19 protein-coding genes, 3 tRNA genes and 1 pseudogene are annotated in these 19,171 nt (G+C 47.8%); 15 read left to right on the top strand and 8 right to left on the bottom strand.

All coding sequences use genetic code 11. The features are described 5' to 3' along the window. Nucleotides 1-7: 7 nt before the first annotated feature. Nucleotides 8-3,976 carry an autotransporter outer membrane beta-barrel domain-containing protein gene (locus tag LG381_RS13630; protein WP_225762986.1) on the bottom strand — a complete coding sequence of 1,323 codons (3,969 nt, stop codon included), beginning with the start codon at nucleotides 3,974-3,976 and terminating at the stop codon, nucleotides 8-10. Nucleotides 3,977-4,418: 442 nt separating this feature from the next. Next, nucleotides 4,419-4,550, bottom strand: a pseudogene (locus LG381_RS13635) (integrase); the annotation flags it as partial. Between the two features lie 239 nt (nucleotides 4,551-4,789). On the opposite strand from LG381_RS13635, the gene dcyD reads away from it, so the two are divergent. The 4 genes from dcyD (at nucleotide 4,790) to sdiA (ending at nucleotide 8,161) form a co-directional block, all read left to right on the top strand. Continuing rightward, the gene (gene dcyD / locus LG381_RS13640) at nucleotides 4,790-5,776 is read left to right on the top strand and encodes a D-cysteine desulfhydrase (protein ID WP_225762543.1); all 987 of its coding nucleotides are present in this window, start codon (nucleotides 4,790-4,792) and stop codon (nucleotides 5,774-5,776) included. A gap of 14 nt (nucleotides 5,777-5,790) precedes the next feature. Beyond that, the gene (tcyL, locus tag LG381_RS13645) at nucleotides 5,791-6,459 is read left to right on the top strand and encodes a cystine ABC transporter permease (RefSeq protein WP_032225570.1); all 669 of its coding nucleotides are present in this window, start codon (nucleotides 5,791-5,793) and stop codon (nucleotides 6,457-6,459) included. Then, entirely contained in the window at nucleotides 6,456-7,208 is a 753-nt protein-coding gene (tcyN, locus tag LG381_RS13650; RefSeq protein ID WP_137325895.1) for an L-cystine ABC transporter ATP-binding protein TcyN, read from the top strand. The genes tcyL and tcyN overlap by 4 nt, the downstream gene beginning before the upstream one ends. Nucleotides 7,209-7,438: 230 nt before the next feature. Then, nucleotides 7,439-8,161 (top strand): transcriptional regulator SdiA, encoded by a 723-nt coding sequence (sdiA, locus tag LG381_RS13655; RefSeq protein WP_225762544.1) that lies wholly within the window; start codon nucleotides 7,439-7,441, stop codon nucleotides 8,159-8,161. A 66-nt stretch (nucleotides 8,162-8,227) separates the two neighbouring features. On the opposite strand, the gene yecF is transcribed toward sdiA, so the two are convergent. Next, on the bottom strand, nucleotides 8,228-8,452 hold the full coding sequence (gene yecF / locus LG381_RS13660; protein WP_000106474.1) for a DUF2594 family protein YecF: 225 nt from the start codon (nucleotides 8,450-8,452) through the stop codon (nucleotides 8,228-8,230). Continuing rightward, nucleotides 8,439-8,615 (bottom strand): hypothetical protein, encoded by a 177-nt coding sequence (locus LG381_RS13665; protein ID WP_032155896.1) that lies wholly within the window; start codon nucleotides 8,613-8,615, stop codon nucleotides 8,439-8,441. Before LG381_RS13665 ends, yecF begins: the two co-directional genes overlap by 14 nt. Nucleotides 8,616-8,911: 296 nt before the next feature. Between LG381_RS13665 and uvrY the strand changes: the two genes are divergently transcribed. The 7 genes from uvrY (at nucleotide 8,912) to yecA (ending at nucleotide 13,315) form a co-directional block, all read left to right on the top strand. After that, nucleotides 8,912-9,568, top strand: coding sequence for a UvrY/SirA/GacA family response regulator transcription factor (gene uvrY, locus LG381_RS13670; RefSeq protein WP_000611331.1), 657 nt, complete (start codon nucleotides 8,912-8,914; stop codon nucleotides 9,566-9,568). After that, a complete protein-coding gene (gene uvrC / locus LG381_RS13675; RefSeq protein ID WP_000116018.1) occupies nucleotides 9,565-11,397 on the top strand; it encodes an excinuclease ABC subunit UvrC in 1,833 nt (610 codons plus the stop codon). The genes uvrY and uvrC overlap by 4 nt, the downstream gene beginning before the upstream one ends. Nucleotides 11,398-11,453: 56 nt before the next feature. Then, nucleotides 11,454-12,002 carry a CDP-diacylglycerol--glycerol-3-phosphate 3-phosphatidyltransferase gene (gene pgsA, locus LG381_RS13680; RefSeq protein ID WP_001160187.1) on the top strand — a complete coding sequence of 183 codons (549 nt, stop codon included), beginning with the start codon at nucleotides 11,454-11,456 and terminating at the stop codon, nucleotides 12,000-12,002. A gap of 151 nt (nucleotides 12,003-12,153) precedes the next feature. Continuing rightward, nucleotides 12,154-12,229 (top strand) — tRNA-Gly (locus LG381_RS13685). A 53-nt stretch (nucleotides 12,230-12,282) separates the two neighbouring features. Further along, a tRNA-Cys gene (locus LG381_RS13690) sits at nucleotides 12,283-12,356 on the top strand. A 12-nt stretch (nucleotides 12,357-12,368) separates the two neighbouring features. Further along, nucleotides 12,369-12,455, top strand: a tRNA-Leu gene (locus tag LG381_RS13695). Nucleotides 12,456-12,649: 194 nt separating this feature from the next. After that, entirely contained in the window at nucleotides 12,650-13,315 is a 666-nt protein-coding gene (gene yecA / locus LG381_RS13700; protein WP_000847898.1) for a UPF0149 family protein YecA, read from the top strand. Nucleotides 13,316-13,377: 62 nt separating this feature from the next. On the opposite strand, the gene tyrP is transcribed toward yecA, so the two are convergent. After that, the gene (gene tyrP, locus LG381_RS13705) at nucleotides 13,378-14,589 is read right to left on the bottom strand and encodes a tyrosine transporter TyrP (RefSeq protein WP_000797587.1); all 1,212 of its coding nucleotides are present in this window, start codon (nucleotides 14,587-14,589) and stop codon (nucleotides 13,378-13,380) included. 190 nt (nucleotides 14,590-14,779) lie between these two features. Between tyrP and LG381_RS13710 the strand changes: the two genes are divergently transcribed. After that, nucleotides 14,780-15,019 (top strand): YecH family metal-binding protein, encoded by a 240-nt coding sequence (locus tag LG381_RS13710; protein WP_000094895.1) that lies wholly within the window; start codon nucleotides 14,780-14,782, stop codon nucleotides 15,017-15,019. A 37-nt stretch (nucleotides 15,020-15,056) separates the two neighbouring features. Here LG381_RS13710 and ftnA read toward each other — a convergent pair whose 3' ends face one another. Together ftnA and yecR are read right to left on the bottom strand one after the other, a co-directional pair. After that, the gene (gene ftnA / locus LG381_RS13715) at nucleotides 15,057-15,554 is read right to left on the bottom strand and encodes a non-heme ferritin (protein WP_000917208.1); all 498 of its coding nucleotides are present in this window, start codon (nucleotides 15,552-15,554) and stop codon (nucleotides 15,057-15,059) included. A gap of 178 nt (nucleotides 15,555-15,732) precedes the next feature. Next, nucleotides 15,733-16,056 carry a YecR family lipoprotein gene (gene yecR / locus LG381_RS13720; RefSeq protein WP_000681392.1) on the bottom strand — a complete coding sequence of 108 codons (324 nt, stop codon included), beginning with the start codon at nucleotides 16,054-16,056 and terminating at the stop codon, nucleotides 15,733-15,735. Between the two features lie 263 nt (nucleotides 16,057-16,319). Here yecR and azuC point away from each other — a divergent pair, with 263 nt between their 5' ends. Both azuC and yecJ read left to right on the top strand, forming a co-directional pair. Then, on the top strand, nucleotides 16,320-16,406 hold the full coding sequence (gene azuC / locus LG381_RS13725; protein ID WP_077629254.1) for a stress response protein AzuC: 87 nt from the start codon (nucleotides 16,320-16,322) through the stop codon (nucleotides 16,404-16,406). A gap of 115 nt (nucleotides 16,407-16,521) precedes the next feature. Then, nucleotides 16,522-16,773, top strand: a complete 252-nt coding sequence (gene yecJ / locus LG381_RS13730) for a DUF2766 family protein YecJ (RefSeq protein WP_000082114.1) — start codon at nucleotides 16,522-16,524, stop codon at nucleotides 16,771-16,773. 83 nt (nucleotides 16,774-16,856) lie between these two features. On the opposite strand, the gene LG381_RS13735 is transcribed toward yecJ, so the two are convergent. Continuing rightward, nucleotides 16,857-17,360 carry a non-heme ferritin-like protein gene (locus LG381_RS13735; protein WP_000246122.1) on the bottom strand — a complete coding sequence of 168 codons (504 nt, stop codon included), beginning with the start codon at nucleotides 17,358-17,360 and terminating at the stop codon, nucleotides 16,857-16,859. A gap of 790 nt (nucleotides 17,361-18,150) precedes the next feature. Here LG381_RS13735 and araF point away from each other — a divergent pair. After that, entirely contained in the window at nucleotides 18,151-19,140 is a 990-nt protein-coding gene (araF, locus tag LG381_RS13740) for an arabinose ABC transporter substrate-binding protein AraF (RefSeq protein ID WP_000548667.1), read from the top strand. Nucleotides 19,141-19,171: the final 31 nt, after the last annotated feature.

The raw sequence follows: 19,171 nt of genomic DNA on the forward strand, positions 1-19,171 counted from the left end.
ACCCGGTTCAGAATGTATACTTCACACCCAGCATGGCAGAGGCGTCACTGTATCCCTTGTCACCGAGCTGTACACCCACATTGCCCCACAGGTTCAGATGGTCATTTATCAGTCCCTCAACACCGGTTTTTACTTCTCCGGTATTGCTGGCACCGTCCTGATGTACCGTCACACCGTTCATACGGGTGCCAAAATCACGGGTGTTGTGCAGCCAGTTCACCTCAACGAACGGACAGAACTCATGGGATTTGCTGTCGTCCATTCTGTTGTGCCCCTTAATCCAGGTTTTCACGCCCAGACGGGTACGGAGGTTACCGTCACCGGTGCTTTCAACATGGGTACCATTGAGTTCGCGGTGCTCATCAGCTTTTACGCCCATCCAGATAACCTGAGCCTGAGGCTGGACATACCATTCGTTCAGACTGCCATGGCTGCCGGTAAACTCACCGGTTTTCCAGACATAACCGGTTTCCAGTGAGGCTGTCAGACCTTTTGATTTCCAGGATTCCCCCGGCAGTCCGTCACCTTTCACATCGTTATCGAACCAGCTGTACTGTGCCCAGCTATCCAGATAAGCCCCGCTATGTGTCTCATCATTAGCATACCAGGTGGCATACAGACCTGTGTTGTATCCTTTCACACTGCCTTTTGAACTGTATCCGGTACGTACAGAATCTGTATTGTTATGGTCATTACCGTAACCAGCCATAACCCCCAGATGCCAGCGGTCAGAGCTGTTCCGGCTCCACTGAGCCAGGTCACCGCCCATCTGCAGGACGTAACGGTTACCCTGTGTTTTCAGTTGGCCTGTACCGTCACGCCAGCGGTTGTGTCCCCCTTCATGGTGCATCCACATGCTGGTTTCTTTCTGCTCACCGGTAATCACATCGGTGTAATGCATCGGCCCCTGGCGTTCATAAAGACGGGATACGAACATGGTGTTTGCTGCAGCAATGTTCGCTGTGTAGGAGCCAGCTTCCGGACGCAGGTCGTTGTCATGACCACCCGGAGCAGGTTCAGGGGCAGAGGGTTGCATTGCTTTCAGAGCGCGCAGCAGGAACGGAGTGTTTTTACCACTGGTCAGATACCAGTTATCACGGTTGCTTCCCTGACCACGTCCCAGCGTGTAGTCATAAGCCCCGGCGGCAATACGCCCGGCCTGAATAAATGCAGCACTGTCAGCATTTCCGTCGACATGAATCAACTCAATACCGTTCAGTGTCTGTGCTCCGGTACCACCTGCATTTATAACAACCACTCGGGTCTGACTGGAAGCATTGCCTTTAATAACCAGTTTGTCTGTTGCGGAGCTGTCATTCCCCAGAGCGGTGTTCATGAGCAGTAAGCCATTATTACCGGTATAGTTACCTCCGATCGTCAGTACATTACCCGGAGCATCGGCTCTCAGGTCAAGAGTACCGCTGTTGGTTACGTTCCCGGCGACACCACCAGAGCCAGAGAGTGTCCCCTGCTGAGCGATGGTGACCTGGCTGTTAGCAAGCATGACAGGTGCATCAGCCTTGCCCAGAATCAGTGTGCCGGCAGTGTTAACCGAGCCTGCTCCCAGTCCGTCAGTAGTAAGCACCTTCACCATTGCCTTTTCTGCGATAGTGGTGGTGGCATTCAGGGCGCGGGTGGAACCAGTAATAGCGAACACGCCACCGCTGATGTTCAGGGAGCCAGAGCCGATGAGGGTGCCTGCAGACAGGCCTCCACCTGTGAGGGTCAGATTACCGCTATTAATGTTCAGTATGGAACCTGCTGCGCTGTTCAGTTTACCTGCGATCTGGCTGTGACCGTTCATATCCAGCATGGTGTCAGCTGCCAGGCGAATCTCGCTGGTCTGTCCCAGAGCACTGTTGCTGTTCATGCGGACATTGCCGCCACGGATGTCTGTTACACCCGTGTAAGTGTTTTGGGAGGACAGAATCAGTGTTCCTTCGCCGGCTTTGGTCAGCGTTTTTCCATCCCAGCCATGAGATAACTGAGCAGCATTGTTATCTGCAAGCCGTACCTTCAGCTCTAACACCGCGCCATTTCTCAGATCAAACGTGCCATATCCATTTCCTGAGGGGTCATTCCACTTCAGGGAAGAACTGACCTCTTTTACTGTCTGCCCGTTACCTCTAAGTGATGTTAAAACATAGTCTTCAGCACCATCACTCAGTAGATTATTATGCTGATAAATATTATTTTCAGAGAGCCCTGTTATGCCGTCGGAGGTCGTCAACAAGCCGTACTCATTTTTCTTCCATATTGTCATGGCAGTATCAACATTAAGCACTGCACCGTTATTGAACTGAATACTGTTGGCAGTTAAATGACTGGAACCTGTGCTCATATTCAGCGATGAATCTCTGTCAAATACCGAACTTCCGCTAAAGGTGACATCAGCTCCCGAAACGGAAACATGTGTACCTGTACCCGCACTAAGATTGCCTTTTATTTCAGAGCTGGCGGAGTCTTTATTTGTAATGGACAGAGAATTACCATCAGCATTATTTACAGCACTATTCAAAACAATATCACCTTGAATGGTAGAACCGGCGTAGAGATTCAACGAGTTAGTTCCACCATTCAAAGATATTGCGGTGTCACAATCTTGCCCTCTGTTACCCGATATACCTCCAGCCCCGGAGAAGTTAGCGTTACCTTCCTCTCCTCCACTACCAGAAAAAATTCCGCCATGATTATTTATCGTAATATTACTCCCGGATATAGCAGTGCCACCATTACCTCCGTTGCCACCATCACCACCGTTACCAGTATTTTCAGAATGCATATTTTCACCGGGCTGGCCACCATCACCACCAGTGCCGCCATTTCCACCAATAATATTTCCATAATTATTTATTTCCATATTATTTCCAGATATGGCAATCCCACCAGTACCACCAATCCCACCAGTACCACCAGTGCCAAGGGGCAATGAATCAGTGGGATCATATTCATCTGTATCACCACTACCTCCTTCACCACCAGTGCCCCCCAGTCCGCCAGTTATATCTCCCGTATTATTTATCTTAATATTATTACCATATATAGCAGACCCTCCAATACCACCACTACCACCGGTACTCCCATTAATATTTTGATCGGTAGTAAATTCGACACTACCTTCACCACCGCGAGCACCATCCCCCCCCTGGCCACCTGTAATGTGATTATTATTTGTTATCTCCATATTATTTCCGGATATAGCCGTGCCTCCATTCCCTCCGTTGCCGGCAGAAGATCCCCATACCGCCCACCAGGCACCACTACTACCTTGCCCGGCAGTGATGTTTCCGTTATTGCTTATTTGAAGATTATTGCCAAATATGGCAATCCCACCAACAGCAGGAGTCCCAGTTAAACCACCGCTCTCATCGCCATAACCACTGGCTCCAGGCATACCGCCATCGCCACCTGTAATGCTTCCGTTGTTCGTAATGGTAAGATCATCTCCGGAAATAGCGGTACCTGCTTCACCTCCATCGCCTCCGCCATTACCATAACCTCCCCAACCCCCCTTACCACCGGAAATATCACCAGAATTAACAAGAGTAAAATTATTTCCAGTAATGGCTGTACCGCCCTGGCCTCCTGCAGAACCCATCTTCGTATTATCATCATCACCAGCCCATCCGCCTTCACCGCCACTAATGCGAGTACCGCTGTTAATTGTCAGGATATTTTCATCCTGTAACGAACCAGGTACAACATTAACAATGAGAGCATCTTCACCAGCTTCCCCATCATCATTATTATCTGGCCTGTGATGCGAGACATCAGCACCAATGATATTTTCAGATATTTCTGCAGGGTTTCCTTCAGAAAGAGTAACTTCCATTTTGGCTCCCAAAGCAGGCTGAATGGCCAGAGTGGCAGATATAAGACTGCAAAGTAATGTAGTCTTCATTCCCTCTTGCGTTACGCCGAATGTTTTTCTGTTTTTTATATAGATATCAAATTTTTCTTTTTTATTAATTTTCATTTTCACAAAAGCTCCAATTTTTTTAAGAATGGTGGGTTAAATGTTTTGACTGTATAAATATCAATGGGAAATAATATACATTATCTAATCATCATACAAATGATCGATGCGAGCATTATTGCAAATAAACAGAAAAAATCCATCTCAAGCAATCAGGTTGGTTTTTTTTGACGAGTAATTTGAAATTGTAATGTTTTCTGGATGTTAGTTTGTTTATTGATTGGTGTAATTTTAGATAGTGAGTGTTTCTTTGCTTTTTTATAAGAAAAGTGCCTGAAAATATCGTCAAGGAATATAATATTTTTATCCTAAAAACAGACCTGGATATAAATAATAATTAATGCAGAGATAATGATCACCATATTAATGAACGGGTATTGATAACAGGCTTGATCAACCTAAGATGCCAGGAGAAGTTATCCCCGTAACCAGGGGACATCAGATGTTCTGCTTTATGGATATAAGCAGCCTTTACACCGTTACGTTCCTGATGATCCATCGGACATTCAACAGTATCACGGGACCACAAACCTGATTCTATTAATGCACTACATGCCATCACCCGGAATCCGTGACTACTACAGTTGCCAGACGCTCAACGAAAGACCGATAAAACGCCAGAGTATGAATCACCCGCAGAGCGGTTCAACCAGTATGTTGCATCCATCGGGTGAAATCACAGCCAGAAACGTGTCAACGCTGTTCTGGACGGGGCATAATGACAAAAAAGGTGCTTTAATTAGCGCCTTTTTTATTTAAGCGTTTTTTGCGTGCATAATAACAATATCACAACAACACATACCGGAGGCTTTTATGCCACTGCATAATTTAACTCGTTTCCCACGGCTGGAGTTTATCGGCACACCAACGCCGCTCGAATATCTGCCGCGTCTTTCTGATTATCTTGGGCGGGAAATTTTTATTAAACGGGATGACGTCACTCCGATGGCGATGGGCGGCAATAAATTACGCAAACTAGAGTTTCTCGCGGCAGACGCCCTGCGTGAAGGTGCCGACACTCTGATTACCGCCGGAGCGATTCAGTCTAACCACGTGCGCCAGACTGCCGCCGTCGCCGCAAAACTTGGGCTGCATTGTGTGGCGCTGCTGGAGAATCCTATCGGAACATCCGCAGAAAACTATTTAACCAACGGCAATCGCTTGTTGTTGGATCTCTTCAATACCCAGATTGAAATGTGTGACGCGCTGACCGATCCCAATGCCCAACTGGAAGAGCTGGCAACGCGAGTCGAAGCGCAAGGGTTCCGTCCGTATGTCATTCCGGTTGGAGGTTCTAATGCTTTAGGCGCGCTGGGCTATGTGGAGAGCGCGCTGGAAATCGCGCAACAGTGTGAAGGGGCGGTTAATATTTCTTCGGTGGTGGTGGCGTCGGGCAGCGCCGGAACTCACGCTGGACTGGCAGTAGGACTGGAACAACTAATGCCAGAAAGCGAACTGATTGGCGTGACCGTGTCACGTTCCGTTGCTGACCAGTTGCCAAAAGTGGTTAACCTACAACAGGCAATCGCGAAAGAACTGGAACTGAGCGCATCAGCGGAAATTTTACTCTGGGATGACTATTTTGCGCCTGGCTACGGCGTGCCGAACGACGAAGGCATGGAAGCGGTGAAACTGTTGGCGCGGCTGGAAGGCATTCTGCTTGATCCTGTGTATACCGGAAAAGCGATGGCGGGGCTGATGGATGGCATCAGTCAGAAACGCTTCAAAGACGAAGGGCCGATTCTGTTTATTCATACTGGCGGCGCGCCTGCGCTGTTCGCCTATCATCCTCACGTCTAGCCCCGGAAACGCTCATGCAAGAAAGTATACAACTGGTTATTGATTCTTTGCCGTTCCTGCTTAAAGGGGCTGGGTATACGCTGCAACTCAGCATCGGCGGCATGTTTTTTGGCTTACTGCTGGGATTCATTCTCGCGCTGATGCGCCTGTCGCCACTCTGGCTCGTGCGCTGGCTGGCGCGTTTTTACATTTCCATTTTTCGCGGTACGCCGCTCATCGCGCAACTGTTTATGATCTACTACGGCCTACCGCAGTTTGGCATTGAACTAGATCCGATTCCGTCGGCGATGATTGGCCTGTCACTGAACACCGCTGCCTATGCTGCCGAAACGCTGCGTGCCGCCATTTCATCTATTGATAAAGGTCAGTGGGAAGCCGCCGCCAGTATTGGCATGACGCCGTGGCAAACTATGCGTCGCGCCATTTTGCCGCAGGCGGCTCGGGTGGCGCTGCCGCCGCTGTCGAACAGCTTTATCAGCCTGGTAAAAGATACCTCGCTGGCAGCGACGATTCAGGTGCCGGAACTGTTTCGTCAGGCGCAGTTGATTACCTCGCGCACGCTGGAAGTTTTCACCATGTATCTGGCGGCTTCGCTCATCTACTGGATTATGGCGACAGTGTTATCGACGCTACAGAACCATTTTGAGAATCAACTTAACCGCCAGGAGAGAGAACCAAAATGAGTGCCATTGAAGTTAAAAACCTGGTGAAAAAATTCCACGGTCAGACGGTACTGCACGGTATCGATCTGGAGGTCAAAACTGGCGAAGTCGTGGCGATTATCGGCCCGAGTGGCTCCGGCAAAACCACGTTGCTACGCAGCATAAATTTGCTGGAGCAACCGGAGGCGGGGAGCATCACCGTTGGGGATATCACTATTGATACTGCGCGTTCGTTAAGCCAGCAAAAATCGCTGATTCGCCAGTTGCGCCAGCATGTCGGATTTGTCTTTCAGAATTTTAATCTGTTTCCGCATCGCACAGTGCTGGAAAACATTATTGAAGGGCCGGTGATCGTTAAAGGCGAACCGAAGGAGGAGGCCACGGCGCGCGCTCGCGAGCTGCTGGCAAAAGTTGGACTGGAAGGGAAAGAGACCAGCTATCCGCGTCGTTTGTCCGGCGGTCAACAGCAACGTGTGGCGATTGCGCGTGCGCTGGCGATGCGCCCGGAAGTCATTTTGTTTGACGAACCCACTTCGGCGCTGGACCCGGAGCTGGTGGGGGAAGTCCTGAATACCATACGCCAGTTGGCACATGAAAAGCGCACCATGGTGATTGTGACGCACGAAATGAGCTTTGCCCGTGACGTTGCTGACCGCGCGATCTTTATGGATCAAGGGCGGATAGTAGAGCAGGGCCCTGCAAAAACCTTATTTGCCGATCCTCAGCATCCCCGCACACGCCAGTTCCTTGAGAAGTTTCTGTTGCAATAAGATAAGAAAAAATCAGCCCCGGCAGCTTTTTACCCGGGGCGAAAACGCATTCCTGGCCGCATGAATCGCCTAATAAATCAGCATAACTTATTAATAACATAAGAGAATGCTATGTCTTGCAAAAGTAATTCATTGTCTGAATAATATAAATTATATATAAATCTTATTTATGTGATAGTTTGAGTTATCAGTATAAATGATACTCACTCTCAGGGGCGTTGCGGTTAACTATGCAGGATACGGATTTTTTCAGCTGGCGTCGCACGATGTTGTTGCGTTTTCAGAGGATGGAGGCCGCAGAAGAGGTCTACCATGAAATAGAGCATCAGACTTACCAACTGGAGTTCGATTTTTATTCATTATGTGTGCGCCACCCGGTGCCATTCACGCGACCGAAAGTGGCTTTCTACACCAATTATCCGGAGTCATGGGTCAGTTATTATCAGGCCAACAACTTTCTCGCCATTGATCCTGTGCTTAACCCTGAAAACTTCAGTCAGGGGCATTTATTGTGGAATGATGAGTTATTCAACGAAGCACAGCCGTTATGGGAAGCCGCACGTGCGCATGGTTTACGCCGTGGCGTCACTCAGTATTTAATGCTGCCGAATCGGGCGTTGGGGTTTTTGTCCTTTTCCCGTAGCAGTACGCGTGAAATACCCATTCTTAGTGATGAACTGCAATTAAAAATGCAGCTATTGGTGCGTGAAAGTCTGATGGCGTTGATACGTTTAAATGATGACATAGTGATGACGCCAGAGATGAATTTCAGCAAGCGGGAAAAAGAAATTCTGAAATGGACCGCAGAAGGTAAAACGTCAGCAGAGATAGCGATGATCCTGTCAATCTCTGAGAATACTGTCAATTTTCATCAGAAAAATATGCAGAAAAAAATCAATGCACCGAATAAGACGCAGGTTGCCTGCTACGCAGCCGCAACTGGCTTAATATGATATCTATTACATTGGGCATGAAAGATGCCAAACCGGCTGAAAGGTGCGCTTTCAGCCGGTTTTATATTACTGACGGTAGGCTTGTTTAATTTGCTTAACCGTTTTGGAAAATACCGCAGCCTGGGTTTCGTCTTCGATCAGCGCAAGCTGTTTTTCCATCTTTAACATCACGCGACCCGCGTCAGCTTGTCCCATCGCCTGCAGCATCAGCGTCAGCATCGCTTTCAGGCAGGAGACTTCATTTGCCAGTTCTTGATTATTCTCGGCAGTAGAAAAATCAGGCGTACTCATTTATTTTCCTCGTCATGTTGCAATGAAAATTTGCGGTGAAAAATGTTAAGGCGGCGGAGTATACCATAAGCTTTGCTAAAAATAGCAGTGGTTGTTTTTTGCGCACGATATCAGCAATAGTAATAAAACAGGGAATATAACGCGCAATAAATATTTTTATCATGAATGTTTTTCGCGCGTATTGTTCGGGTTAATTCATGTTACATATTCATGCCGCTGATTTTTCATTTATGCTGAATAAAGTCAATTTTTGTCACATTTCGTCGTTGGCCTTACTGCGAAACGCGCTGGCAAACCTTTGATGACGGACGTGACGATAACTCTGGACAATCGAATTTACAAAAACGAGAGAAAAATCGAATACCCACCATTTTTAACGTTTCAAAGTTGCAATAAAAACCGCTAATATACGAATGACTAACTATCAGTAGCGTTATCCCTATTTCTGGAGATATTCCTTTGATCAACGTTCTACTTGTTGATGACCACGAACTGGTGCGCGCAGGGATACGACGCATTCTGGAAGATATAAAGGGTATTAAAGTCGTCGGTGAGGCATCCTGCGGTGAAGACGCCGTTAAGTGGTGCCGGGCAAACACCGTTGACGTCGTGCTAATGGACATGAGTATGCCTGGCATTGGCGGTCTTGAGGCGACGCGTAAAATCGCTCGCTCGACAGCAGATGTCAAAATCATCATGCTTACGGTTCATACTGAAAACCCTTTACCAGCGAAAGTCATGCAGGCCGGTGCTGCGGGCTATCTCAGCAAAGGTGCGGCTCCGCAGGAAGTTGTGAGTGCGATTCGCTCTGTCTATTCGGGGCAGCGTTATATTGCTTCTGACATTGCTCAACAAATGGCATTAAGCCAGATCGAACCAGAAAAAACAGAAAGCCCATTTGCCAGTTTGTCTGAACGTGAATTGCAGATTATGCTGATGATTACCAAAGGCCAAAAGGTCAATGAGATCTCAGAACAGCTTAATCTCAGCCCGAAAACGGTGAACAGCTATCGCTACCGTATGTTCAGTAAATTAAACATTCATGGCGATGTTGAGCTGACTCACCTGGCAATTCGCCATGGTCTGTGTAATGCGGAGACATTAACAAGTCAGTGAGTGTTCAGTTTGACGCAAAAGCGTTTTTAAAAACCGTAACCAGCCAGCCTGGCGTTTATCGCATGTATGATGCTGGTGGTACGGTTATCTATGTCGGCAAAGCGAAAGACCTGAAAAAACGGCTTTCCAGCTATTTCCGTAGCAACCTCGCTTCGCGCAAAACCGAAGCGTTGGTTGCCCAGATCCAGCAAATTGATGTGACGGTTACCCATACCGAAACCGAAGCTCTGCTGCTGGAACACAACTACATCAAACTCTATCAGCCGCGTTACAACGTTCTGTTACGCGATGATAAATCTTATCCTTTTATTTTTCTTAGCGGCGATACCCATCCGCGTCTGGCTATGCATCGCGGTGCAAAGCACGCCAAAGGTGAATATTTCGGCCCGTTCCCAAACGGCTATGCCGTGCGTGAAACCCTGGCGCTGCTACAAAAGATTTTCCCGATTCGCCAGTGTGAAAATAGCGTTTATCGCAACCGCTCGCGTCCGTGTCTGCAATATCAGATAGGGCGCTGTCTGGGACCGTGCGTTGAGGGTCTGGTGAGTGAAGAAGAGTACGCCCAGCAGGTAGAGTATGTGCGCCTGTTTTTATCCGGTAAGGACGATCAGGTGCTTACTCAACTGATCGGTCGCATGGAAACAGCCAGCCAGAATCTGGAGTTTGAAGAAGCGGCACGTATTCGCGACCAAATCCAGGCGGTGCGACGCGTAACCGAAAAACAGTTTGTCTCCAATACAGGTGATGACCTTGACGTTATTGGCGTCGCTTTCGATGCGGGCATGGCTTGTGTCCACGTCTTGTTTATTCGTCAGGGCAAGGTGCTCGGTAGCCGTAGTTATTTCCCGAAAGTACCTGGCGGTACGGAGCTGGGCGAAGTGGTGGAAACCTTTGTCGGTCAGTTCTATTTACAGGGCAGCCAGATGCGCACTTTGCCGGGTGAGATCCTGCTCGACTTTAATCTTAGCGATAAAACGCTGCTCGCCGATTCCCTTTCAGAACTGGCAGGGCGCAAGATTAACGTTCAGACTAAACCGCGTGGCGATCGGGCACGTTATCTGAAGCTGGCGCGCACCAATGCGGCGACGGCCTTAACGACCAAACTTTCGCAGCAATCTACGGTTCACCAGCGTCTGACCGCGCTTGCAAGCGTGTTGAAATTGCCGGAAGTGAAGCGGATGGAGTGTTTTGACATCAGCCATACCATGGGTGAACAAACGGTCGCTTCGTGTGTGGTGTTCGATGCTAACGGCCCGCTGCGTGCGGAGTATCGGCGCTATAACATTACCGGCATTACGCCTGGTGATGATTATGCGGCAATGAATCAGGTGCTGCGTCGGCGTTACGGTAAAGCCATCGACGACAGTAAGATTCCGGACGTGATCCTGATTGATGGCGGCAAAGGCCAGCTTGCGCAGGCGAAAAATGTCTTCGCCGAGCTGGATGTCTCATGGGATAAAAACCATCCGCTGCTGCTTGGCGTGGCGAAAGGAGCCGATCGTAAGGCTGGGCTGGAAACGTTGTTCTTCGAACCTGAAGGTGAGGGCTTCAGTCTGCCGCCAGATTCACCGGCGCTGCATGTCATCCAGCATATCCGCGATGAATCACACGATCACGCGATTGGTGGGCATCGCAAAAAACGCGCAAAAGTCAAAAATACCAGCACGCTGGAAACCATCGAAGGCGTTGGACCAAAACGTCGGCAAATGTTGTTGAAATATATGGGCGGTTTGCAAGGTTTACGTAACGCCAGCGTTGAGGAAATTGCAAAAGTGCCGGGTATTTCGCAAGGTCTGGCAGAAAAGATCTTCTGGTCGTTGAAACATTGATGTCTCTGTAGCAACATAGGGGTAATCTTACTGACAACAGATAGTTACCCGTCATTATGCAATTTAATATCCCTACGTTGCTCACACTGTTCCGTGTCATCCTTATCCCATTCTTTGTATTGGTCTTTTATCTGCCTGTCACCTGGTCGCCGTTTGCTGCCGCGCTCATTTTCTGCGTTGCGGCGGTAACTGACTGGTTCGATGGTTTTCTGGCGCGTCGCTGGAATCAGAGTACCCGTTTTGGCGCTTTCCTTGATCCAGTAGCAGATAAAGTGCTGGTTGCCATTGCCATGGTGCTGGTAACTGAGCATTACCATAGCTGGTGGGTCACTTTGCCAGCGGCAACGATGATCGCCCGTGAAATTATTATTTCTGCTCTACGTGAATGGATGGCTGAACTCGGTAAACGCAGCAGTGTGGCCGTGTCCTGGATTGGTAAAGTAAAAACGACTGCCCAAATGGTGGCGCTGGCCTGGCTGTTATGGCGTCCGAACATTTGGGTTGAGTACGCTGGTATTGCACTTTTCTTTGTGGCTGCGGTACTGACTCTGTGGTCTATGTTGCAATATTTGAGCGCAGCTCGCGCAGATTTGCTTGATCAGTGATCGTTTCGGCGCAAAATTCAGCAAACGATCAAAAGTGGTGAAAAATATCGTTGACTCATCGCGTCAGGTAAGTAGAATGCAACGCATCGAACGGCGGCACTGATTGCCAGACGATAATAAAATCAAGTGATTAGCTGATTGCTTGATGAATGCGGGAATAGCTCAGTTGGTAGAGCACGACCTTGCCAAGGTCGGGGTCGCGAGTTCGAGTCTCGTTTCCCGCTCCAGTTTAAAAGACACCGGCTTAAGCGGGTGTCTGGCTGAAAAGCCTGAAGAATTTGGCGCGTTAACAAAGCGGTTATGTAGCGGATTGCAAATCCGTCTAGTCCGGTTCGACTCCGGAACGCGCCTCCACTTTTTTCCCGAGCCCGGATGGTGGAATCGGTAGACACAAGGGATTTAAAATCCCTCGGCGTTCGCGCTGTGCGGGTTCAAGTCCCGCTCCGGGTACCATGGGAAAGATAAGAATAAAATCAAAGCAATAAGCAGTGTCGTGAAACCACCTTCGGGTGGTTTTTTTGTATCTGCCACTTATCGTTATACCCCTCTTATTTTTAATCACTGGGTAATCCACTCAAAAAGTATCTCTATGCCAGACCGACATGTAAGATAGACGCTGGCGAGTCGAGATCCACAAGGAAAAGCGTATGAAAACGGGACCGTTGAACGAAAGTGAGTTGGAATGGCTGGATGATATCCTGACCAAATACAACACAGACCACGCCATCCTTGATGTAGCTGAGCTGGACGGTTTATTGACGGCGGTGTTGAGTTCTCCGCAAGAAATTGAACCAGAACAGTGGTTGGTGGCCGTCTGGGGTGGGGCGGACTATGTACCGCGCTGGGCGTCAGAAAAAGAGATGACGCGCTTTATGAACCTGGCTTTTCAACATATGGCCGATACCGCAGAGCGTCTGAACGAATTTCCTGAACAGTTTGAGCCGTTATTTGGTCTGCGAGAGGTTGATGGTAGTGAGCTGACGATTGTTGAGGAGTGGTGCTTTGGCTATATGCGTGGCGTTGCTCTCTCTGACTGGTCGGCATTGCCTGAATCCTTAAAACCGGCGCTTGAGGCGATTGCGCTGCACGGTACGGAAGAAAACTTCGAGCGGGTAGAGAAGCTGTCGCCGGAAGCGTTTGATGAGAGTGTGGATGCCATTCGACTGGCGGCACTTGATTTGCATGCTTACTGGATGGCTCATCAGCAGGAAAAGCCTGTTCAGCAACCGATAAAAGCAGAAGAAAAACCGGGTCGTAACGATCCTTGCCCGTGCGGTAGTGGTAAGAAATTTAAGCAGTGCTGCTTGCATTAAGAGGTCACATTGGGTGCCAGAGTTAATTCTGGCACCCAACAGGGATATGTGAGGTTATTTGATCACCCCACTTCTGGTAACCACCCTGCTGCAATCAAAAATTGCACTCCAATCACGCCAATACCACAGAGAAACACCAGTATCAACGCTGGACGGCCGCCTTTCACCCGATAACCTGCTTGTGGATTATGCTTTCTGCTCTGCCAGGTCAACAGGGAAGGGATAATCAACGCCAGCACAGCCAGCGCCACACCGGCGTAACCCAGCGCCATTACAAAGCCACGTGGGTAAAACAGCGCAAATGCCAGCGGTGGCAGAAAAGTAATTGCCCCGGTTTGCATTCTCCCGCCAACGCTATTTGAACGCTGAAACAGATCCGCAAGATAATCAAATAAGCCTAATGCTACGCCGAGGAAGGACGTTGCGAGGGCTAAGTCAGCAAATAAATGCACCGCCAGTTCGACATGCGGTGAGGCCACCACTTCGCGTAATGCCTGTAACAGCCCGTTTAGCCCGGCATGATTAGCCAACAATCCCATAAAGGTTGTGGAATCAATGCTGCCCAGCGTCGCCAGTTGCCAGAATATATACGCCACCAGAGGGATCGCACTACCGGTAATAAATACCCAGCGCAGCTTGCGAATGTTGCCATCCATATAACTGACGATGCTCGGTACACTACCGTGGAAGCCAAATGACGTAAAAATTACCGGGATCGCCGACAACGCAAGTCCTTGTTGTAGCGGCAGGGTTAAAAGATTCACTTTGTGAATATGCGGTAGCAGCAATACCAGCATCACCACCAGAAAAATAATTTTGGCGCTGAACAGAAAGCGGTTAAATAAATCGACCAGCGACGTCCCGACACAAACCACACCACCGGCAACAAAAGTGAACAACAACACGCCAGTGGTTGCCGACACTGGAATACCCGTCCAGTCGCTGATGCTGGAGGCCAGCAATTCACCGGCGCCGCTAATGTACGCCGCCGTCAGGGCGTACATTAAAAACATCATACTGAAGCCTGTCAGCCACTGCCCATAATGCCCCAGATAGCGTTTTGCCAGCGTGCCCAGACCGGTATCTGCGGGTACATGCTGATACACCTCCAGCAATAGCAGTGCGGTGTAACACATCAATGCCCACAGACCAACTAACAATGTCAATGTGACACTAAAACCGACGCCTGCTGCCGCCAGCGGCATTGCCAACATACCCGCGCCAATTGTGGTTCCTGCCACGATAAAAACACTTCCCAGAGTTCTGTTTTTCACGCTTTCTTCTGTCCTGACGATCTTTATGAGTGATATCTGCGGCGCAGGTTAAGGCATTCTACATTTTTCGTCAAATCGGCGTTACATTTAGTGTAAATAAAAATGTGCAATAAAATGCATTCAGAACTGCGCTGGCGCAAAGCCTTGATGAGCAGCTATCGCTACGCTATGCCCTTTTTGAGGAGGAACGATGAGCTCTATTCACGGTCATGAAGTGTTAAATATGATGATTGAATCAGGCGAGCAATATACGCACGCCAGTCTGGAAGCGGCGATCAAAGCGCGTTTTGGTGAACAGGCGCGTTTTCATACCTGCTCGGCGGAAGGGATGACTGCGGGAGAACTGGTGGCGTTTCTGGCGGCGAAAGGTAAATTTATTCCCGGTGAAGAAGGGTTCTCAACCGATACAAGTAAAATTTGTCGCCACTGATATGAAACGGCGGCAGTAAATCTGCCGCCAGAGTAGATTAATTTTGCGTGTCGAGGGTAGAAAGTTCTTTATCGATGAAATAAAGACCTTCGCCGCTTTTACCGGCCAGACTTAATTTATCAATAATCGATTTGAACAATTTCTCTTCTTCATGTTGCTCAGAAACATACCATTGCAGGAAATTAAACGTTGGGTAATCCTGGTTGGTCATGGCAGCGTGAGCCAGTTCATTAATTTTCTGCGTGATTAATTGTTCATGCTTATAGGTTTCCTGGAATAATTCATCAAGTGAAGAATATTCAGCAAACGGGGATTCAACGGTATTAATACGCGGTAAGTTTCCGGTATCGGTCAGATAGTCAAACAGACGCTGCATATGCGTCATCTCTTCCTGGGCGTGTCGGCGGAGAAACGCAGCCGCGCCTTCAAAGGTATGATAGCTGCACCAGGCGCTCATTTGCTGATAAAGCAGTGAAGAGTACAGTTCCAGGTTCATCTGCTCATTGAGTTTTTCAATCATTTCTGGTTTCAGCATGATAGTGCTCCATAAAGGTTATTTTTGTTGCTGTGGCGCCACTATAATTTGTTATTTTATTATTTGCAAAAGGTAAAATATTAAATTCAATTATTAAAAATACGAATGGGAATAAAACGCATTAACGCTATTCGTGGAATTAATTAACCAGCGAAGCATCCCTCGCTGATTAAGGTCTTTATTGATAAGTCGAGGGCATTAAATTTTGGCACTGATACGACAGCGTAAATTCCGTATTCAGGCATAACGATCCCGCAAACAGACTACAGTTACTTACAGGTTGCCCAAACGCAATAGCGCGGGTAAACCCTGCGTGCTGACATGCGCGTTCCGCTATTCTTTGATTAAGATAGCTGTCAGTACGGGCGTGTTGTAAAAATGCCTGATTATAAACGAGGCGCACAATACCGCTCGTGACATTAACTTCGCTCAATTGAGCCTGACGAGTTACGGTGCAGCCCGCTAATGTTAAAAGTGAAAAAATAAATATCAGATGTTTCATGTCACGGCCTGAAGAGGGAGAAGAAACTGGTATTGTACCCGCGCGCAGTACCAGGTTATGGACAGAAAAGACGACGGATCGGTGCTATTCCTTGCTTTTCCCAGAAGTCAGGCGCTTTATGGGGACTTTGTGGTTATCAATTTCATAACATTAAAGGGGTATTTATGTGATGCAGATCACATAAAGATTGATTTTTGCGATGGATGTCATATTATAAGCGCAAAGACGATAACACCTGCATAACAAATGGTCGGAGTACCTCGATGAAACTACGCAAAATCCTGAAAAGCATGTTTGATAACTATTGCAAGACGTTCAAAGACGTACCGCCAGGCAATATGTTCAGATAACAAAAAAACCTGCTTCGGCAGGTTTTTTTGTGCCCTGGTGATGGCGGATGTGACTATCGCTGTGGAGGGGAAGCCGCTACTATAGCGGCTTTCAAAAAGCTATCAGGAGTTTACAATGTCCCAGCCGCTGAATGCCGATCAGGAACTGGTCTCTGATGTTGTCGCTTGCCAGTTGGTAATCAAACAAATTCTCGACGTACTCGATGTGATCGCACCTGTTGAGTTGCGTGAAAAAATGTCCAGCCAGTTGAAGAATATCGATTTTACTAACCATCCCGCCGCAGCCGATCCGGTAACGATGCGCGCTATCCAAAAAGCCATCGCGCTGATTGAACTGAAATTTACTCCGCAAGGTGAATCCCATTAAAAAAACCGCTGCTTCAAAGTATGAAGCAGCGGCTTTCTCAAAATTATTTGTATCCGGCGCATGTTTTAAAGCGCCGAACATGATTAATGTATCTGATGCGATACGACATTAAGAACATGCTGGTCGGTCTGGACAGGGCACATACCGGCAAGTTTCGCGCTGCGTACTTCATCAAGAATGGTCTGCAACAACAGACCATCGTGCTGCTGTTCTTTTTCCAGATCGCGCAGGAAATCGACGGTAGAATCATCATTCAATTCTTTAGCTTCATCGGCTAATTGTGACAGCTTGCTTGAACGCTGCTCATATTCTTCCATCGTCTTTTGGAAGAGTTCTTCCAGGGAGTTAAGCTTTTCTCCTGGTACATCGATAGCTTTAACGATGGGAGTTGCTCCGATACTTTTCATAAAGTTAAACATGCGCATCATTTGCGTCACGTTACTTTGTGCCTGGGCGCGAAGGAAAGTAGCGGTGCCATTCAGACTTTGTTCAGAACACCATTTGCTCAGGTGAAGGTAGAGATTGGATGCATAAAACTCGCGGTTCATTTGGGTGTTGAGTTTGAGAAGCATTCCAGTGGTTGCCATACCTAATATCCTTATATCCAGAAGACGTGAGGTGCAAGATGAATCAAAACACCGTAATTACTGATTGCAGAATAATTCCTTTCTGCATGTCCAAAATGTGATCGTGGAGTCAATTCTGACGATGATCTGAAATAAGCATAACGTCTGAACGGATATAAGAAAATCCTTAAATCACCAGATTTATATTTTTTTACATTTCATTGATGAGAACAATTAGTTTGCAATAATTCCTAATGCGCTGTGTTGGTATATCTCATTGATATTGAAATAAATTATTAATAACATGATGATGTTTTGATATTTTAAGATATTTTTTTAGTTATGCGATGATGCTCTCATTATAGCGTTACCCTTAATTAATAAGGGGGGTGATAATTAATGTGGAAATTGATTGTTGCAAGGATTAGAGACTTCATCCTCCTTTCACTATTCAGCGTAAATGAACAACCTCTTACCCGGTAATAATTAGATTAAAAAAAGACACTCCCAGCCTCTCAACGCATACCACAAGGATTTCCAGGCTAATGTCATGGATTATTCTGCTAATGCCTTTTTGATTTGTCAGACAATTACCGTTTCCAGTATGTCATTTCTCGCTGAATTTATGCACGTTCTCACTGTAATTCTGCTATGTGATATTGCTCTCCTATGGAGAATTAATTTCTCGCTAAAACTATGCCAACACAGTCAATTATCTTTTCGCTAAAGGTAATGCTTTGTTTTCCGATTGAATTAACAAAAGTTCTTAGTTTTTGCCCTACACAAAATGACGCTAAAGCTGGAGATAACCATGCACAAATTTACTAAAGCTCTTGCAGCCATTGGTCTGGCTGCCGTTATGTCACAATCCGCTATGGCGGAAAACCTGAAACTCGGTTTCCTGGTAAAGCAACCAGAAGAGCCGTGGTTCCAGACCGAATGGAAGTTTGCCGATAAAGCCGGGAAAGATTTAGGGTTTGACGTTATTAAGATTGCCGTGCCGGATGGCGAAAAGACGCTGAACGCCATCGACAGTCTGGCTGCCAGCGGTGCGAAAGGGTTTGTCATTTGTACGCCAGACCCGAAACTGGGTTCCGCAATTGTGGCGAAAGCACGTGGCTATGGTATGAAAGTGATTGCCGTGGATGACCAGTTTGTAAATGCCAAGGGTAAGCCGATGGATACCGTGCCGCTGGTGATGATGGCGGCGACCAAAATTGGTGAGCGTCAGGGCCAGGAACTGTATAAAGAGATGCAAAAACGTGGTTGGGACGTAAAAGAAAGTGCCGTAATGGCGATTACTGCCAACGAACTGGATACCGCTCGTCGCCGTACCACGGGGTCTATGGACGCGCTGAAAGCCGCCGGATTCCCGGAAAAACAAATATATCAGGTTCCCACCAAATCTAACGACATCCCTGGGGCATTTGACGCCGCCAACTCCATGCTGGTTCAGCATCCTGAAGTTAAACACTGGTTGATTGTCGGGATGAACGACAGCACCGTGCTGGGCGGTGTACGAGCAACGGAAGGTCAGGGCTTTAAAGCGGCGGACATCATTGGTATCGGTATCAATGGGGTGGATGCGGTGAGTGAGCTGTCCAAAGCGCAGGCTACCGGTTTCTACGGTTCACTCCTGCCAAGTCCGGACGTACATGGCTATAAATCCAGCGAAATGCTCTACAACTGGGTAGCGAAAGACGTAGAACCACCAAAATTCACTGAAGTTACCGATGTAGTTCTGATTACGCGCGACAACTTTAAAGAAGAACTGGAGAAAAAAGGTTTAGGCGGTAAGTAATCTGCCGTAAAAATTCCCCTCTGCCTTTATT

Source organism: Escherichia sp. Marseille-Q3837, assembly GCF_916618735.1.
Lineage (GTDB): Bacteria > Pseudomonadota > Gammaproteobacteria > Enterobacterales > Enterobacteriaceae > Escherichia > Escherichia ruysiae.

Bases quoted from the DNA above. Each gene is read 5' to 3' on its own strand.
- LG381_RS13630 (WP_225762986.1), bottom strand. From the start codon at position 3,976: ATGAAAATTAATAAAAAAGAAAAATTTGATATCTATATAAAAAACAGA.
- dcyD (WP_225762543.1), top strand. From the start codon at position 4,790: ATGCCACTGCATAATTTAACTCGTTTCCCACGGCTGGAGTTTATCGGC.
- tcyL (WP_032225570.1), top strand. From the start codon at position 5,791: ATGCAAGAAAGTATACAACTGGTTATTGATTCTTTGCCGTTCCTGCTT.
- tcyN (WP_137325895.1), top strand. From the start codon at position 6,456: ATGAGTGCCATTGAAGTTAAAAACCTGGTGAAAAAATTCCACGGTCAG.
- sdiA (WP_225762544.1), top strand. From the start codon at position 7,439: ATGCAGGATACGGATTTTTTCAGCTGGCGTCGCACGATGTTGTTGCGT.
- yecF (WP_000106474.1), bottom strand. From the start codon at position 8,452: ATGAGTACGCCTGATTTTTCTACTGCCGAGAATAATCAAGAACTGGCA.
- LG381_RS13665 (WP_032155896.1), bottom strand. From the start codon at position 8,615: ATGATAAAAATATTTATTGCGCGTTATATTCCCTGTTTTATTACTATT.
- pgsA (WP_001160187.1), top strand. From the start codon at position 11,454: ATGCAATTTAATATCCCTACGTTGCTCACACTGTTCCGTGTCATCCTT.
- yecA (WP_000847898.1), top strand. From the start codon at position 12,650: ATGAAAACGGGACCGTTGAACGAAAGTGAGTTGGAATGGCTGGATGAT.
- LG381_RS13710 (WP_000094895.1), top strand. From the start codon at position 14,780: ATGAGCTCTATTCACGGTCATGAAGTGTTAAATATGATGATTGAATCA.
- ftnA (WP_000917208.1), bottom strand. From the start codon at position 15,554: ATGCTGAAACCAGAAATGATTGAAAAACTCAATGAGCAGATGAACCTG.
- yecR (WP_000681392.1), bottom strand. From the start codon at position 16,056: ATGAAACATCTGATATTTATTTTTTCACTTTTAACATTAGCGGGCTGC.
- azuC (WP_077629254.1), top strand. From the start codon at position 16,320: ATGAAACTACGCAAAATCCTGAAAAGCATGTTTGATAACTATTGCAAG.
- yecJ (WP_000082114.1), top strand. From the start codon at position 16,522: ATGTCCCAGCCGCTGAATGCCGATCAGGAACTGGTCTCTGATGTTGTC.
- LG381_RS13735 (WP_000246122.1), bottom strand. From the start codon at position 17,360: ATGGCAACCACTGGAATGCTTCTCAAACTCAACACCCAAATGAACCGC.
- araF (WP_000548667.1), top strand. From the start codon at position 18,151: ATGCACAAATTTACTAAAGCTCTTGCAGCCATTGGTCTGGCTGCCGTT.